Below are 14,504 nucleotides of genomic sequence, written 5' to 3'. Positions count from 1 at the left end.
CTCGAGAGTCGTCTCTCGCCGGTCCACCGGAATCGTCCGGACGGATCTCTCGCTCTACTGCGGCGGCAGTACGGGCTGGAAAGGCCTGCCGAGAAGAATGGACACATGACTTCTTCCGTCGCGCCGCCTGTCACCGCGGACGAAATGACTCTCGATGCGGGAGTCTGGTCGCCGCGGATCCGCTTCCTCGATCTCGCCTGCCTGGTCCTCTCTCTCCTCGCCGCAGCGACCGAGACGTACCTGCTGCTTCAGGACGGCGGTGCGGTCGGAGACGTCGTCGGTCTCGCCCTGATCCTCATCGGAATCGGAACCGTCCGCAGCCGCCTCCGGATCGGGCCGCGCCCTCTCTCGACCCGCTTGTGGCTAGCGACGGCACTCGTCGCTCTCGGGCCGCTCTCGGTGACCGCGCTCGGCGGCGATCCTCTCGTCTCGTGGACGATTGTCGTGTTCACGGCCTTCTCGATCACCCTCCGCGGGCTGCCCGGCGCACTCGTCGGCGGGATCCTCGGGGCGGCCGCCTACCTCGCGGTGATCGCCTCCGACGGGCTGGGCGCCGTCGACCCGACCGCCTTCGTAGCCTTGACGTGCTGTTTCACCGCGGCGGCCACCGGCAGCGCCCTGCGCAGCTACGTCCGCTACCGGACCGAGTTCGCCGAGCGCACTCGGCAGACGCTCGCCAGCCGAGACGCCGAGACGCATCAACGGGTCGCCGAGGAACGGCTGCGCATCGCCCGCGATCTGCACGACATCGTCGGTCACGAGATCGCCGTGCTAAACATCCACTTAAGCGTCGCGCAGGTGAACCTCCCTGCCGACGCGATCGCGGCAAAGACGTCGTTGGAGTCCGCGAGGACCAGCGTGCAGTCAGTGCTGGGCGAGACGCAGCGGATTCTGCATGTGCTCCGTACATCGCAGGGCGAGGAAGGCCTCGGCACGCCGGCAGCCGAATTCGACCGCATCCCCGCCCTCATCGGCGGCTTCCAGCAAGCCGGAGCCACCATCGACGCGAACCTGTGCGCCGTCCGCGCACAGCTCGACCCCGAGGTGAGCACCGCCGCCTACCGCGTGGTCGAAGAGGCACTCACGAACTCGCAGAAGCACGGCACGGGGCCCGTCAAGGTCACGACACTCACTCGCGGACCCGTCCTCGAAATCACTATTACCAACGCGAAACGGCCCGGCGCACCGCTCCCGGGCCGTCGCGGGTACGGTCTGGTGGGGATGCGCGAACGAGTCGCCTCGGCAGGAGGACGACTCGTCCTGCGCGACGAAGACGACAGGTTTGCCGTCGAGGCGACTCTGCGGATCGATGGGAGCGCACACGCATGATCCGAGTCATGATCGTCGACGACCAGGCCATGATCCGTGAAGGGTTACGGGCGGTCCTTGCGCCCGCGTCCGGCATCGACGTCGTCTCCGTCGCCGCCGACGGGCTGGAGGCACTCGCGCTGCTCGAAGACCTCGAGGTCGACGTCGTCCTCATGGACATTCGCATGCCCGGCATCGACGGAGTTGAGACGACCAGGCGGATACGGCAGCGCGTAGCCGCGGACCGGCTGCGGATCGTCGTGCTCACTACCTTCGACACCGATGAGAACGTGCTCTCCGCGCTCCGGGCGGGTGCGAACGGATTCCTCAGCAAGGGAGTCGGCCCCGACGAGCTCGCGGAGGGGATCCGCGAGGTGGCGGCAGGAGGTGGTGCGCTGTCGGCCGCCGCGAGCGCAGTGCTGATCGGTCAGGTGGCGCAGACTCCCGCACCCTCCGTCGACCCCGCGATCCTCGACCGCTTCGCCGCACTCACGCCTCGGGAGCGGGACGTCGTCATCGCCATCGCCACCGGCGCCGACAACACGCAGATCGCGGCACAGATGTTCGTGTCGCCCTTCACCGTCAAGACACATGCGAACCGGGCGATGGCCAAGCTCGGTGCCCGCGATCGTGCCCAGCTCGTCGCGCTCACCTACCGCGCCGGCCTGGCCGGCTAGAGCCGAGAGAACCCGATTCCGCGAACTACTGCATGCGGACCATCCGGTCGGTCCGCAGGGATGACGACGCGGCGCGTGTTCGGCGGAATCGTGGACCTCATCGCAGCGCACCCCGCGCCGCCGTCAAGGAGGTCCTCATGCCCGCCGTCACTCCCACCGTCCCACGCGCCCTCGCCACCCGGGCAGTCCGCGGAACTCTTCATGCTGGCTACGTCGTCTTCGTGGTCATCAGCAGCGTCCTCACCAGCGTCGCCGTCCTCCTCGGGATCGGCCTGGACCGGATCTCGGCGGTGCGCTCATGACCGGCAACGATCCACTGCTGCTCACCCTCGATCCCTTGCCGGTCCTGACGTCGATCGCGCTCGGGGACAGCATCGACCTCTACCTGGCCATGAATCGGCGCGACCCGGAACGCACCTCGGACTGACTCTCCCCTCTGCAAGAGCGGACGCTCCCGGTCAGCCTCGGCCCAACGACTACTACAGAAAGACGATGCCGGTCGATCCGAACGGACGACGGCCCCCGGACCCGGGTCCGCGAGTCTCGAAGGACAGGAGCAAGACCGCTCCCGTCCCGCCGCAGGGCGAGGACTGACCAGACAGGAACCCGCCGTGTCCCGCTCGACTCGCCTTCCCCTCGCCGCCCTCGCCGCTGCAGGCGCCCTCCTTCTCGGCGGGTGCGCGGCGATCATTGAGCCCGAGCCTCAGAGTCCCGCCGCCGCGGACCCGCACTGGTCGTACGAAGGCGCGTCCGGGCCGGTCGGCTGGGGCGCTTTGGACCCTGGCTTCGCCGACTGCGCGACTGGCACCCGCCAGTCCCCCATCGACCTGCCCACCTCGATCACCGCGACCGGCTCTCCGATCGACGTCACCGCTCAGCCCTCGGAGGGCGAGCTTGAGGACACCGGTCACACGGTTCAGCTCTCCGACGAGGGGGACGGATCGCTCGTGACCTACGACGGCTCAACCTACGAGCTTGCGCAGATGCACGTGCACACCCCCTCCGAGCACACCGTTGACGGCGTCGCTGCAGCTGCGGAGTTCCATTTCGTTCACCAGAACGAGGCCGGCGACAGGCTCGTCATCGGAGTCCTCGCTGAGCAAGGCGCAGCCTCCGCCGCCTACGCCTCCTTCGCCGTCGGCGCGGCCGAGGCCGCTGAGGCGGGTGCGGAGGCCGACCTCGACCTCGACGTGGCTGCCCTGCTCCCTAGGTCTCTGGAGCACTTCGCCTACGAGGGCAGCCTCACCACTCCTCCCTGCACCGAGAACGTGCAGTGGATCGTGCTCACCACGCCGATCACTCTGTCGGCAGAGCAGCTCGATGATCTGGACGCGGCCCACCCCGGGAACACGCGCCCGACCCAGCTGCTCGGCGACCGCGTCATCACTCGCGGATCCGGCACTCTCGAGAGCGACTGACCCGTTCCGGTCAGCCTCCGTTCGACTGCGGGATTCCCGCCGCGAGGGCATCGAAGCGGTAGACGAAGCCACCATCGGAACCACTGATCGTCGCGTACGCATCGGTTGTGCCGGGTGCGATGGCGATGTTGGTCGCGGAACTGAGGCCGGATGCCTCCTCGGTCGGTACCGAGACTGTGGTCACGAGGGCGCCCTCGACGTCGTAGATGAAGATCTCCGGGCGATTATGCACTCCGACGTAGAGGTTGCCGTCCGCGTCCACGGCGATCGAATCGACTTGGCCGACGCCTGCCGAGGCGTAGATCGCGGGGTGAGCAGTTGCGACCTCCGACCCGTCAGGCGAGAGCGTGAGCCGGTCGATGCGGTTGCCGGTGTTCAATCCCACCCAGAGCGCGTCGTACTCCGGCGAGAAGCCGATGCCGTTCGGTGAGGGCAACTCGGAGGCGAGAACGGTCCCCTTCGCTGTCGCCGGGTCGATGCGGACGACACGCCCGGTCGCCTCCCAGTAGGGCGCGGTCGCACCTGCTGCATCGGTGACGTAGAGCGCGCCGTCGCGACCGAACGCTATGTCGTCGGGCTGCATAGGCACCCCGTCGACAGGGCCCGCGAAGACGTCGCGGACATCGGTGCCGTCGGTCGTCATGCTACGCACCGCACCGCCGATGAAGTCGGTCACGTAGAGCCGCCCATCCGCCGGCCCGAACTGCGCCGAGGTCAGCACGCTCGCATCATCCGTATAGACGGTCTCGACGCTCTCGTCCTCGACGTCGACGCGGAGAATCTTGCCCTCCCCAGGCGGAGCCACCACGTCAACGACGTAGAGGCCTCCGTCGGGGCCGAACGTCGGCCCCTCCAAGAGAGTCATGCCGGTCGCTTCGTGAACGTCCGACACCTGCACGACGCGCTCGGCGATCTGCTTCCCCGTCGCCGGCGCGGCGGTGTCGTCCGGGGTCGCGGCCGCCGTGCAGCCAGTGAGCAGCAGAACGGCCGGCACTCCCACGGAAACGAGCGCGCGCTTCATCGCGCAGCTCCGACCGTCGCACCGACGAGCACGTCTTCCATCCCGGCCTCGCGCCATTCGCGCAGAAGCCGGTGGAACGCGATCGGTCCCGGGCTATACGCGGCACCCGCGATGGAGCGGCTGCCCTCGCCGTTGTAGTAGCCGGGCGTGCATTCGGCCTGGAACGCTCGGGTGTCGCTGGCGGTCTCGTGAACGGTGCGCACCCAGTCGTCCTCGGCCCCGGCAGTGGGCTCGAGGTAGCGGGCGCCGACCTCGCGGCCGCGGGCGATGACGGCGGCGATGTGCTCGGCCTGCTCGAGCAGGATGTGCGCGAAGTTGACGGAGTTGGCGTTCTGGATGCCGCTGAGGTGGAAGAGGTTCGGGAAGCCATGCGAGGAGAAGCCGTGCAGGGTGCGGGGGCCTTGAGCCCACGCCTCCAGAAGGGTGCGGCCGCCGCGACCGGTGACCGGCAGCGTTCCCGACATGACGCCGGAGATCCCGACCTCGAAGCCGGTGGCGAAGATGAGGCAGTCCACCTCGTACTCCTCGTCCCCGACAACGACGGACGTCTCGGTCACCCGCGTGATCCCGCCCGCGTCAGCCGTATCGACGAGGGTCACGTTCGGCCGGTTGAAGGTGGGGAGGTAGGTGTCGCTGAAGCCGGGCCGCTTGCACATGTAGCGGTACCACGGCTTCAGAGCTTCGGCTGTCGCCGGGTCCTCGACGATCTCGTCGATGCGGCTACGGAGGCGGTTCATCGTCGCGAGGTCGTCGAGCTCATCGCGCCGCTCGCGCTCCTCGAGCGTCAGACTCTCGTCGACCGCGCCGGTGAGGATCTGCCGCTGCAGAGCGGTCGTCGCCGTCCAGCCGTCCTGCACGAGGCTCTCCTCCACCGGTTCGCCGGCGAGCACGGCGAGGAAGTTCTCCATCCGCTCCCGCTGCCACCCCGGGCGAAGCGACGCCGCCCATGCCGCGTCGGTGGGCCGGTTATCGCGGACGTCGACGGTGGAGGGTGTGCGCTGGAAGACGACGAGCTCGCGGGCGTCGGCGCCGACGTGCGGAACGACCTGAAGCCCGGTCGCTCCGGTGCCCACGACCGCGACGCGCTTGTCGGCGAGACCCGTCAGGCCGCCGTCCGCCGAGCCTGCGGTGTAGCCGTAGTCCCACCGGCTGGTGTGGAAGGTGTGACCTCGGAAGGTCTCGATCCCTGGAATGCCAGGCAGCTTGGCTTGCGTCATCGTGCCCGAAGACGTGATGACGAAGCGCGCGCGGAAGCGGTCACCGCGGTCCGTGCCGACGATCCACTCATCCGACTCCTCGTCCCAGTCCAGTGACGTCCCGCGGGTCTGGAAGAGAGCGTCCGGGTAGAGGTTGTAGTGCTCCGCGATCGCAACGGAGTGCCGACGGATCTCATCCCCCGGCGCGTAGCGCTCGGTCGGCATCGTCCCGACTTCTTCGAGGAGGGGCATGTAGACGTAGGACTCGATGTCGCACCGCACCCCCGGGTAGCGGTTCCAGTACCAGGTGCCGCCCACGTCGCCCGCCTCGTCCATCAGCCGGATCGACTCCGCTCCCGCTTCGCGCAGTCGCGCGGCGGTGAGGAGTCCGCCGAAGCCGGCGCCGATCACGAGGACCTCGACCCGGTCCTCGACCGGCTCCCGTTCGACCCGCTGGGTGTAGGGGTCCTTCGCGTAGTAGCCGAATTCGCCGGCCGCGCGCCGGTACTGCGTCGCGCCGTCCGGTCGCAGCCGTCGGTCGCGCTCTCGTCGGTACTTCTCGCGAGCGGCCTTGAGGTCCAGCGTGTCGGTGGTGTCGGTCATCGTCTCTCGCTTTCGTCGCGCCGTGCGGCGCGACGCCGCGGTCCCCCGGGCTTCCGTCAGGAGAAGGAATTTCACCTCGCTACTGCTGAACGCGCCGACACGACTCCGGATCGATCTCTTGCTTCTCACAAAGGTTAGCCTGGCGCTAAGTAATTGTGCTGGGCATCCGCTGACACCTACCGTGGGCGGATGGGAACCGATGCCGCTCGTGAGCGCACGATGTCGAGCATCGAGGCGCTGTCCATCGCGATCACCGTGCGGTCGATCCCGAGGGTCCTCGAGCCGCTGATGATGACGGACCTGACGATTCAGCAGCTGAAGGTTCTCACTGTCGTCGTCACCACTGACGGGGGAGCGACCGGTGCTGGGCTCGCTCAGGCGTTCGAGGTGTCGATGCCGTCGATGTCGAAGCTGATCGACCGCCTCGCCGCTGCTGAGCTGATCGTGCGGGAGGAGGATCGGGTCGACCATCGAGTGCGGCGCATCCATGCGACTGACCTCGGCCGTGCCGTCGTCCGGGAGCTGATGGCCGCGAGGCCCGAGCTCGGCGAGGACGTGCTCTTGCGCCTGACTCAGGCTGAGCTCGAGGCGCTCGAGACTGGCCTGCGTGCGATCAGCCGGGAGCTGCGCGAACCGCGCTGACGGCTACTGCACCGACCAGCCGCCGTCGGAGGCGAGTACGACACCGTTCACGTTCGCGGAGTCGTCACTCAGCAGCCAGGTGATCGACGCGGCCATCGTGTCGGCGGACACCACGGGCGGGATGAGGGTGAAGAACGGTGCGAGACGCCCGCGCCCGAACTCCGACGCCATGCTCCCCTCGATCGCCGTGGCGGTCGGTCCGGGAGCAACCGCATTGGTGCGGATTCCCGACGGCCCGTAGAGGAACGCCGCGGACTTCGTGATCCCCACGACCGCGTGCTTCGACGCGGTGTAGGCGGTGCCGGCGGCGTTGCCGCGCAGCGACGCCTCCGACGCGACGTTGACCACGGAGCCGCGTCCCTGCGCGAGCATCAGTGGGAGCACCGCGCGGCTGAGCGCGAATGTGCCGTCGACGTTGACCGAGAACACCCGGCGCCAGAGAGCATCGTCCGTCTCGTGCAGCGGCATCATCCCGTCCATAATTCCCGCGATATTCGCGAGACCGTCGACCCGCTCCCCTGCCGCGGCGACTATCGCGGCGACACCCTCCGCCGATGTGATGTCGGCGGTCACGGCGACGATTGAGCCGTCCGGCGAGGCAGCGGCCAGCTCTGCGACACCCGTCGGTGCCACATCGACCGCGATCACGAGGCCGCCCTCACGGACGAGCCGTCGCGCCGTCGCGCGACCGATCCCCGATCCGGCGCCGGTGACGATCAGGGTGCGACCGGCGAACCGGCCCCGGGCGACGGGCTCTTCCTCCGTCTCCTCGGCCGGCATCTCCCCGCCGTTGGCCTGCTTCACGAGCGTGTCGACCAGCTCCTGCGGGAACCGTCCGCCACCGAGCTCCACGAGGGTTCGCAGGCTCAAGCCGGCGGCGGGGGCAAGATCATCGGCCGACTGGCCGCCCTGCGCGAGCGTCTCGCGAAGGATCGGGCCGCCGACGGCGTCGTCGAGCCATTCCTGCACCGTGTTCTTCGAGGTGAGCAATTCGTTCTCCTTCGTCTCCGGTCCTGGCGCCCAGCAGGGCAGCGAGGCAGTTCCACGATCGTTGACCACGCTCGGCGAAGCGTCATCGATCGGGTGCGGTTCACCTACTGAGTCCGCAGTAGGTCGGTCTGGGGAGCTGCCTTGTCGTGGGGCAGCACACCCTCCGGGAACGCCGGCTCCTCCTCTGCGACTGAGCGGGGTTTCGGGATGAACAAGGCGAGGACCGCGCAGAGCACCGCCGCCGCGAGCCCGAAGAGCAGCGCGAGGGCGAAGCCCGACTCGGAGGGCACTGAGCCTCCGCCGCTGCTGACGGCGGAATTCGCGAGCACGGCAGCAACGGCGGCCGAAGCGATGCTCGTGCCGAGGGCGCGCATCAAGGTGTTCAGGCCGTTCGCCGCGCCGCTCTCGGTCACCGGGACCGCGCGCATGATCAGGGTCGGCATGGCCGCGTAGCCCAGGCCGATGCCGATGCCGATCACGACGTTGATCACGAGCACGAGCCAGACGGTCGGCTCGAGCACCACGGCGGCGAGGTAGGCGAGGGCGATGATGACGGCCCCGGCCACCAGCAGCGGCTTCGGTCCGACCCGCTTCTCCACCCGGCCGGCGACGGGCGACATCGCGAGCATCGCCAGGCCCGAGGGCATCAGGATCAGGCTCGCCTCGAGCAGGGGCAGGCCGAGACCGCCCGTGCTCTCGGGGAGCTGGAGCAGCTGCGGGAACACGATGCTGGAGGAGAACAGGGCGAATCCCATCGCGACGGACGCGAGATTCGTCATCAGAACGGGCCCGCGAGCACTCACCCGCAGGTCGACCAGCGGATTACTGCGGCGCAGCTCGTACCAGCCCCACACCAGCAGCGCCACGACTCCGACCCCGGCGCTGATCAGCGTCGGCGCACTCGACCAACCCCACTCGTTGCCGCGTGACACGGCGAGGAGGAGGCCGACGAGTCCGATCGCGAGCCCGAAAGCGCCACCGAGGTCGAACCTCCCCTGCGCGTTCGAGACACCCGAGGGGATGACGAGGACGAAGAGCGCGAGTGCGACCGCACCGATCGCTGCGGCGACCCAGAAGAGGACGTGCCAGTCGAAGTTCTCGGTGACGAGAGCGCTGATCGGCAGTCCGAGCGCTCCGCCGACCCCGAGGGTCGCGCTGACCAGGGCGATGGCCGAGCCCAGGCGCTCCTTGGGCAGGACGTCGCGGAGGATCGAGATGCCCAGCGGGATCACGCCCATCCCCGTGCCCTGTAGACCTCGGCCGATGATCAGCGGCACGACCGTCGGCGAGAGCGCGCTGATCACGGATCCCGCGATCAGCAGGGAGAGCAGCACGATCGCGACGCGGCGCTTGCCGTACATGTCGCCGAGCTTGCCCGAGACGGGAGTGCAGATCGCCGACACCAGGAGCGTGACCGTGATCGCCCAGGCCGTGTCGTCACGGCTCGCGTCGAGCAGTTCGGGAAGCTGCGCCTGAATCGGGATCAGGATCGTCTGCATGAACGACGCCCCCATGCCTGCGAAGGCGAGAACGGCGATCACGAGACTTGGGCGGATCTTCTTCCCAGTGGCGACGGATGCGGCAACGGTCGTGGTCATCGACTTTCCTGACTTGAGCGGAAAACTAATACTGCGTATCCGTGCTGATACCGCGTCTCACATCCTATGCTCGAATCATGGCAGTTGGAGTACGGGATCGAACGCGAGACCTCCTGCGCGCCCAGTTCGCGGCGGCGGTTCTTGCGGTTTTCCTCCAGCGCGGTTACTCCAGCGTCACGGTCGAGGACGCGGCGCGAGAGGCCGGGATCTCACGCGCGACGTTCTTTCGCTACTTCGGCAGCAAAGAAGACGTTGTCGTTGCTGCAGTAGAGAGCAGCAGCCTCGATCATGCGGCCGCGCTTCGGGCTCTGCCCGCCGATACCCGCATGTCAGGCTGGCAGTTGGTGCGGCTTGCAATCGAGCCGGTGATCACCGTTGCCGCAGAGGACCCCGATGGGTACCGGGCTCGGCTCCGCTTGATCATGAGCGAGCCCGCGCTCACCTCCCGACTCAGGGAGCGACGAGCAGAGAGCGCCGTCGCGCTTGCAGAAGCACTCGCTGAGCGCATCCCCGACGAATTCACCGCTCGCGTCCTCGCGAACGCTGCACTCGCAGCAGTCGACATCGCATGGGAGCGCTGGGCTGTTCAGGACAACGTCGACCTTGGCGCGATGGTCGATGCCGCCCTCGAGCGGCTCAGCTCCGCCGCCTACTCAATTAACTAAGGCGGTCAGGAGGGAACATCCCTGTTGGCGGCGCTGCATAGGGAAGCATGTCACCCGCTCGATTCTCATCTTTTGACGTCGCGAACGGGCCGTTGGGCGAGAGCAGGACTCGCATGTGCGGATCGAGGTGGCTGATCCAGTAGGCGCTGAGATCCGTGGGGCTGGTGCGAATTTCTTCCGACATCCGCCACAGTGCTTCGACGCGGGTCAGCGCCTCGACGCTGCTCCACCACTCCCCCGCCCACCGATCACCGGCCGCTTGGCCCTTCCTCGCGGGCCTCGATTGCATTGTGCGTCACACAACGACGATCGCCGCGACAAGCTTCCTAAACGACTTCTCTGGCTCGTCGAGGTCTATCAGCAAAGCTCCGGCTTACGGGTTTGTCTGCTCCGAGCGTTCGGAGCCGGTCGAGAGCGGACCGATCGGCTGAGTCACCGGCACTGATGCCCGCTCAACGACATCGCACGCCGTTCCCATCGTCCGCGTAATTGAGTGCCCTGCCAGCAGAGAGAAACCGGAGGCACTGAGGCTGTGCCAGGTTGGGGAGGCGTCTGGACGAGCCTGAGCCAATAATCGGTCATCTGACAGAGGCAACGCATGCTTCCTGTGAGACTCGGAGAACGTGGTCACTCCCCCGGACCCCGCAGATGCGTGGTCCGTGCGAGCTTGTCGGCGAAGGCGCCATGAGCGGATGGTGGTTGGCGTGGAAGTGATCGGTTGCGCCCGGGTGCCGGATGTATGTAGAGCGCGAAACGACCTGCGACTACACGCGGTTGCAGTCGGTAGTCCGGTTCGTGAGGCCAGTACTGTGACCCCGTGGGAGATCAACATCCGGCGATTCGATCGCAGGGAGCGCGACGTCGCTCGCGGCGGTCCAACAAGTCAAGGCGGACGCAAACCACGTCGAGCCGCGGCCGAGCACATGCGCGGGAAGCAGCCACGCTTGCGGTAGTTGCGCCGTGGGCGGTGTTGAGCAGTGTGATCGCTCTTGTTGCCCTGGGGACCCTGCGGACCGACGATGCGGTTGGCGTCGAAGCAGTCCTTCTTGTAGCTGGCGGAGCGTTCACGGCCGGAAGCGTTAGTTTCTGTCTACTCGCAGCCGTCTTACTACGGCAGCACGGCAGCATGAGCGCACGGGCCGGCTTCGCCTGCGCGTCAATTCTCACCCTCACATGGACGGTCGCCGCCTTCGTCTTCTACGGACCGGACCTGAGATCGAGCATATTCGCTGTCCCGGTCCCGTTGATCGGTCTCATCGCCGCGATTATGCTCACCGTCTCGACAACCGGCGGCCTCAGTCTGACTTTTCTCAATGCCCGACCCAGCCCCGGATACAGACGCCGAATGACCTGGCTCCCCGCGCCGCAAGCACCGTGCAACCTCGTCGGCACCCGCTTTGGAGAACACACCTAACTCGTCGCAAGCCGGGACAGAACCCTTGATTCCGCGACGCGGTGCACCGCTAACACGGGACGCGGCCCGGGCAAGCCTTTCTTCACAGCGCCTACACGGCTTTGCAAGGTTGGGCGGCGTGACGGTCCCCCGCGTGCGGACGAAGTTAATCAGGCGGGAGAAGCGTTGCTGGGCCACTCGGCCCATGGGCCGGAGACGTTCCGCAGGGTTGCCTCAGCGGCCCTGAGCCGCTCGGCGCCAATGCCTCGCTCGCCGGATCCCCCTGAGTTCGCGCCATCGGGATAGGTGAACGCATACCCAACCCAGGGAGTGAGGTCTCGTCGTTCGATGGTCTCCTGATAGTGCCCAGTCACGACAGCGAACACTTGTCGCTCGAGGTCGTCAGCTTCGGCTTGCCAATTCGAGTCGCAGGCGTCGCATCCGCAGACTGGATAGTGGAAGTCGTTGAGCAATCCCGCGTGCATGTAGATCCCGGGGTACGCGGTGAAGACCAAGGTGACCGATGCGCATGTCGGGTCGTTCGGTCGTATCCGTGCGGCTCGCACCACCTCGTTATAGGGGGCGTGGAGCAGATCTTCGGCTGCTTCCACGCCCTCCTCGACTTCGACGTCGTAGGCGTCACGGAGGTATGCGATGAGAGCGTCGGCAACGGTGTGGAGCGGCGCAAACCGTTCGGGGTGCGTGTCTACCGAGTACGTGTCCTCCGGCGGCGACCCATCCCACCGGTTCCCATAATCGATGACCTGCCCATCGGCGTCACACAAGATCGTCGAGTCAATCGGCGGACGCGCATAGGAACTCACCTCGTCATCCTCGCGCATCAACGCGACATCGGTCGAGGCGATGACCTGGACACCCGTTTGCGGCAGATGGTGGGTCACTTACCGTCCGCCATAGAGGTCGAGGCAGGGCAATGTGACGAACCGGAGCACGCCAGCTCGGCTGCGGCGAGAGCGATCACGGCAGTCGGTTGGGGAAGCTTCCTTCGTAGTCCTGCCAGGTGCCAGCGAGATACTGCATTGCCCAAAGTTGTTCGGTCATGGAGACGTCGGTTTTCTCTGCGAAGTCCATGACGATGTAGTTGGAGCGGAACCCGTCCCCCACAGTCGCCTCGAACCGTTCCGCTGCCCCTCGTGAGCCGAACCGGTAGTACGTCGCCTCCGCGGTGTCGTACGCTTCGACACAATCCACGGTCTCCCCACAGGCCGCACGGGTGATGTCCCGCGGCTCTGTCACCGAAGGGTTTTCCACCCCTGTGTTCTCCAGCAGCTCGTGCAACGTCAACGTCCACTGGCTATCGAACAACAGGCGCCCAAACCACAGCCCACACGTCGCAACCACCGCGACCACAATGGCAACACCAATGACACGCGCCCTTCGCGACCAGGTGCTCAAGTAATTTGTATCGCGCATCCAGGGCCTACCGGGGGTCGGAGAGTAACGAAAAGACACCGGAAACCATCAGCGCGTATGCCCCCACGATGACTGCACTCATCACCACGATGAGCGCAGGCGAGGAACGTTGAGTCTCTCTATCCACGACTGCCTCCGGCGTGGTCGTTAGTTCTGGACGAGATCATGAGCCCATTCATCAGCCCGCCAATCAGCAACCCGACCGCGAGAAACCCGATGACAGCGGGCAAGACAATAGTCGGCGCCGTAGGGGCTGCGCCGTCCATGTCTCGAATGTAGGGGCTCATCTCGTCGAGGTATGTCCCGTATTCGGTGCCGTACACAACAAGCAGAACAATGATTGCCGCCCCGATTGCCGCCGTGGTCAGTCCCCCGATGTTCGCTCGCACAACATCAGCATCGCAGAGTAGGACACGGCGACGCGGCGGCCACCGAGGTGACGCTTCCACTAAGCGGCAAATGATTACGAGCGGCTTCGCTCGGACCACACCTCCATCACGCGGTCACTATCGGGATAACCCGCCGCTTCGAGCGCGTCCTAACCCAGCACCCCACAAGAGCACGGACGTGACCCCCGACGTCGCTTCCTCTTTGTCCCGGGTAACTGAGTACCCCCATCGCACATGGGAGGCATTCTGGGCGGCGCTATACGGCAATCAGGCCCAGATGGACCAACCGTGGTTGTAGGCGTCGCGGAGGTTGACGGTTTGCTCGCCGCTGGGATCTGCCAGGCCAAGTACGGCGGCGATCTCGCGGCCGCTGCGCAGTCGATGGTGCAGCTTGCCGAGGTTGTCGTGTTCGGCGTGGTCCATCCCCAGCCCGTAGGCCCGTTGTGACGGCGTCTTTTCCCTCATCGGGCGAGGCTCGCTCGGATCGCGTCGAGTGCGGCGCTGACGGCCGTCGCATCGGTGAGCGGCGTGCGGTCATGCCCGCGATCCGCGAACGTGAGCACGAGGCGCTCGAGGGTGACCGACACACGAGGGTCCGCGTGCTGCTGTCGCCTGTCGGTGCCGTCGTAGTAGTTGTGGTTAGACCGGACCTCGACCTTACTGAGCTCGCGCAGCGAGTGCACGGTCACGAGGGCTGAGGCTTCGCCTGAGACGAGATTGGTCGCGTGAGCGATCACGATGACATCGGCGTACAGCACGGCAAGATGGCCGGTGCCGGCCTGGTCGAGCTTGCCGGTGATCGCCACGGGCATCGTGTCTTCACCGCCGGCGAGGATGACATCGGAGATGAGCACGCCAACGTGACGGGCTCGCTGGCCCCCGCGACCGTGGGCGCTCTCGATGGTGCGGCCCCAACCGCCGAGCGATTTGATACCGCTATATATGTAGTCGGACGCTTTCAATTCGTTATCTGTCATGGCGGGCACAGTACAGGTGACGTCCGACATTGGATGCGGCGGTCACAGCGGCTCACAAGTGGTCGGGCGCTTCGAGTGCACCCACGCCCGGGAAGAGAAGTCCTTCTTGCGGAAAGTATTGGACGTCGCCAGGGACTGCCTCAGCAAGGCCGGTGTGCGAAGTCCCCCCACCTTGCTACTCCCCCCCCCCCCC

The 14,504-nt window shown here is 66.7% G+C and carries 16 protein-coding genes; 7 read left to right on the top strand and 9 right to left on the bottom strand.

Translation table 11 applies throughout. The annotated features are described in order from the left end of the window. Positions 1–105: 105 nt before the first annotated feature. From RWH43_RS16885 to RWH43_RS16865, 5 genes are all read left to right on the top strand, one after another. Positions 106–1,329 (top strand): sensor histidine kinase, encoded by a 1,224-nt coding sequence (locus tag RWH43_RS16885; protein ID WP_316002034.1) that lies wholly within the window; start codon positions 106–108, stop codon positions 1,327–1,329. Beyond that, positions 1,326–1,985, top strand: coding sequence for a response regulator (locus RWH43_RS16880; protein ID WP_316002033.1), 660 nt, complete (start codon positions 1,326–1,328; stop codon positions 1,983–1,985). The genes RWH43_RS16885 and RWH43_RS16880 overlap by 4 nt, the downstream gene beginning before the upstream one ends. A 137-nt stretch (positions 1,986–2,122) precedes the next feature. Continuing rightward, a complete protein-coding gene (locus RWH43_RS16875) occupies positions 2,123–2,287 on the top strand; it encodes a hypothetical protein (RefSeq protein WP_316002032.1) in 165 nt (54 codons plus the stop codon). Beyond that, on the top strand, positions 2,284–2,412 hold the full coding sequence (locus tag RWH43_RS16870) for a hypothetical protein (protein WP_316002031.1): 129 nt from the start codon (positions 2,284–2,286) through the stop codon (positions 2,410–2,412). Before RWH43_RS16875 ends, RWH43_RS16870 begins: the two co-directional genes overlap by 4 nt. Positions 2,413–2,596: 184 nt before the next feature. Continuing rightward, entirely contained in the window at positions 2,597–3,403 is an 807-nt protein-coding gene (locus RWH43_RS16865; RefSeq protein ID WP_316002030.1) for a carbonic anhydrase, read from the top strand. 10 nt (positions 3,404–3,413) lie between these two features. Here the strand turns inward: RWH43_RS16865 and RWH43_RS16860 are convergent, their stop codons facing one another. Next, on the bottom strand, positions 3,414–4,424 hold the full coding sequence (locus RWH43_RS16860) for an SMP-30/gluconolactonase/LRE family protein (protein ID WP_316002029.1): 1,011 nt from the start codon (positions 4,422–4,424) through the stop codon (positions 3,414–3,416). Beyond that, complete coding sequence (locus RWH43_RS16855; protein WP_316002028.1) at positions 4,421–6,223, bottom strand: flavin-containing monooxygenase; 1,803 nt, start codon at positions 6,221–6,223, stop codon at positions 4,421–4,423. The genes RWH43_RS16860 and RWH43_RS16855 overlap by 4 nt, the downstream gene beginning before the upstream one ends. Positions 6,224–6,442: 219 nt before the next feature. Here RWH43_RS16855 and RWH43_RS16850 point away from each other — a divergent pair, with 219 nt between their 5' ends. Continuing rightward, positions 6,443–6,865 (top strand): MarR family winged helix-turn-helix transcriptional regulator, encoded by a 423-nt coding sequence (locus tag RWH43_RS16850; protein WP_316002027.1) that lies wholly within the window; start codon positions 6,443–6,445, stop codon positions 6,863–6,865. A 3-nt stretch (positions 6,866–6,868) separates the two neighbouring features. On the opposite strand, the gene RWH43_RS16845 is transcribed toward RWH43_RS16850, so the two are convergent. Both RWH43_RS16845 and RWH43_RS16840 read right to left on the bottom strand, forming a co-directional pair. After that, entirely contained in the window at positions 6,869–7,855 is a 987-nt protein-coding gene (locus RWH43_RS16845; protein ID WP_316002026.1) for an SDR family NAD(P)-dependent oxidoreductase, read from the bottom strand. Positions 7,856–7,959: 104 nt separating this feature from the next. Further along, a complete protein-coding gene (locus RWH43_RS16840) occupies positions 7,960–9,453 on the bottom strand; it encodes an MFS transporter (protein ID WP_316002025.1) in 1,494 nt (497 codons plus the stop codon). 77 nt (positions 9,454–9,530) lie between these two features. Here RWH43_RS16840 and RWH43_RS16835 point away from each other — a divergent pair, with 77 nt between their 5' ends. Then, on the top strand, positions 9,531–10,118 hold the full coding sequence (locus tag RWH43_RS16835; RefSeq protein WP_316002024.1) for a TetR family transcriptional regulator: 588 nt from the start codon (positions 9,531–9,533) through the stop codon (positions 10,116–10,118). Here RWH43_RS16835 and RWH43_RS17675 read toward each other — a convergent pair. From RWH43_RS17675 to RWH43_RS16815, 5 genes are all read right to left on the bottom strand, one after another. Further along, positions 10,111–10,407, bottom strand: a complete 297-nt coding sequence (locus tag RWH43_RS17675) for a DUF4913 domain-containing protein (RefSeq protein ID WP_367575765.1) — start codon at positions 10,405–10,407, stop codon at positions 10,111–10,113. The two genes, RWH43_RS16835 and RWH43_RS17675, sit on opposite strands and share 8 nt — an antisense overlap. 1,274 nt (positions 10,408–11,681) lie before the next feature. Further along, positions 11,682–12,413 carry a DUF6226 family protein gene (locus RWH43_RS16830; protein ID WP_316002023.1) on the bottom strand — a complete coding sequence of 244 codons (732 nt, stop codon included), beginning with the start codon at positions 12,411–12,413 and terminating at the stop codon, positions 11,682–11,684. Positions 12,414–12,489: 76 nt separating this feature from the next. Continuing rightward, a complete protein-coding gene (locus RWH43_RS16825) occupies positions 12,490–12,927 on the bottom strand; it encodes a hypothetical protein (protein ID WP_316002022.1) in 438 nt (145 codons plus the stop codon). Between the two features lie 674 nt (positions 12,928–13,601). Then, on the bottom strand, positions 13,602–13,799 hold the full coding sequence (locus RWH43_RS16820) for a hypothetical protein (protein ID WP_316002021.1): 198 nt from the start codon (positions 13,797–13,799) through the stop codon (positions 13,602–13,604). After that, complete coding sequence (locus RWH43_RS16815) at positions 13,796–14,341, bottom strand: hypothetical protein (RefSeq protein ID WP_316002020.1); 546 nt, start codon at positions 14,339–14,341, stop codon at positions 13,796–13,798. The genes RWH43_RS16820 and RWH43_RS16815 overlap by 4 nt, the downstream gene beginning before the upstream one ends. Positions 14,342–14,504 lie beyond the last annotated feature (163 nt).

This window comes from Microbacterium algihabitans (assembly GCF_032464975.1).
GTDB classification, from domain to species: Bacteria; Actinomycetota; Actinomycetes; order Actinomycetales; family Microbacteriaceae; genus Microbacterium; species Microbacterium algihabitans.
This window is presented reverse-complemented; position numbering and strand designations above follow the sequence as displayed.